2 protein-coding genes are annotated in these 1,215 nt (G+C 42.7%); both read right to left on the reverse strand.

Features of this window, described 5'->3' with window-relative positions; all coding sequences use genetic code 11:
* A partial coding sequence (locus ACYVTD_RS12965; RefSeq protein WP_461248160.1) for a carbohydrate ABC transporter permease occupies positions 1-477 on the reverse strand: 477 nt, incomplete at its 3' end.
* Positions 478-574: 97 nt separating this feature from the next.
* On the reverse strand, positions 575-1,215 hold a 641-nt coding region (locus ACYVTD_RS12970; RefSeq protein WP_461248161.1), incomplete at its 5' end, for an extracellular solute-binding protein.

Consider the following 1,215-nt stretch of genomic DNA (forward strand, 5'->3'; position numbering starts at 1 on the left):
AAGCCAAAACGGAAGATTATCAAGCGCGAATCCGAACTTCATCAAAACCGTATCCAGTACAAATTCGCGGGTGAAAAAAAACTTAAACATATATCCTATCGCTATACCGGAAACCAGATAGGGAAAAAATATCACGCCTTTAAAAAATTCCTTGTATTCCGTCTTCATGCTTAATATGCTGGCGAAAAAGAGCGCCAGGCTAAGCTGTACGAAAGAAGCCGCCAAATAAAAAAGGCTCAACCGCAGAGACCCGAATATTTCCGGCCTTTTAAATACGTCTATATAATTTTCAAACCCGACAAAAATACGGTTTCCGATATATTTCATATTATAAAAACTAAATTGGGCCATTTTAAAAAAAGGAAGGTAGGTAAATAAAATCAATAAAAAAAGCGGTACAAGCATAAATGTTACCGCTACTATTACCTGCTGGCCCTTTACAGAAGAAAAAAATGATTTTTTAATTTCAATTTTCATAATATATCCCCTTATAATTGGGCAGAGGCCGTTTGAAAAACGGCTCTCTGCCCAACAGGTTAGACAAAATTACTTTTTATAATCGCAGCTAACAAGGCTATTTAATGTATTTTTGCTGCGCTTTTGTCCAATTCGCGTTCCATCCGGCGACTAAATTGTCTAATGTCGGATTCTTTTTCAAAGCGGCTTCAACGATGCTTATTACATGGCGGTTATCCATATTAAGGCCGACTTCCGATTCCACATTGATGTTGGTTAACAAATCTTCTTCGCCTTTTAACGCCGGACTGTCGGCTACAAGCTGGATTCCGTCAAACGCCGACAATGTGGCGGGAAGAGGATGGCTCTTTACCGTGGGGATACCGCCCTGATCGTAATCAAAGTTCGATTTATCAATCAAATACTTTATGTACAGCAAGGATGCGATTTTAGCGTCCTTAGAAGAATTTTTATTAACGCCGTAGCAATAATCCGCGCCGGCTGACGCATACTGCTTTCCGTTTACCGTGATGGGGAAGGTCATATAGCCGATATCCTGCGGATTGGGTCCCGCGTCCTGCATCTGAACAATCGCCCATGAACCAAGCACGAGGGTGGCTATTTCGCCGCGGTTGATCTTGCCTTTGCAGCTTTCCCAGTCGGTCGTGGACGGATCTTTTTCTACAAGGCCGCGCGCCACGGATTCATACAATATATAGTAAACGGCGTAAGGACCCGTGCCGTTTCCGCGGTTGGCGA

The sequence above is a fragment of the Treponema sp. R6D11 genome (assembly GCF_054786075.1).